This is a genomic window from Arthrobacter sp. CAL618 (genome assembly GCF_000468215.1).
In the GTDB taxonomy this organism is placed as follows: domain Bacteria; phylum Actinomycetota; class Actinomycetes; order Actinomycetales; family Micrococcaceae; genus Arthrobacter_D.
The window spans coordinates 10,685-11,069 of sequence record NZ_ASZW01000224.1; the positions used below are offsets into that span (position 1 = coordinate 10,685).

Below are 385 nucleotides of genomic sequence, written 5' to 3' on the forward strand. Positions count from 1 at the left end.
GAGGCCCGGCACAAAGAACTAGAACCTTGCGACCAGCGGGTACAGGTTCGGCATGCCGCCCATGTGCGCCAGATCGGTCACGAGAATTCCCTGCGATTCGTTGAGCGCGTTCACTACCCTGTTGTTCCCGATGTAGATGCCAACATGGTAGAAATTCCCTGGCGATCCCCAGAACACCAGGTCACCCGCCTGAGCCTGTGCCAGCGGGACATGGTTGGAGCTGGCTGCATATTGTGCGGTGGCTACCCGTGGCAGGGAGATACCGGCAGAGGCGAATGCCTGCTGCACGAGTCCCGAGCAATCGAATCCCCGCGGTCCTGCACCGCCCCACTGGTAGAAGTGTGGGGAACCAGTCTTGGACATGGCGTAGCTGATCGCGGCCGAC

General features: G+C 61.0%; 1 protein-coding gene. It reads right to left on the bottom strand.

Features of this window, described 5'->3' with window-relative positions; translation table 11 throughout:
• Window positions 1-18: 18 nt before the first annotated feature.
• On the bottom strand, window positions 19-385 hold a 367-nt coding region (locus K728_RS0113400), incomplete at its 5' end, for a C40 family peptidase (protein WP_024477026.1).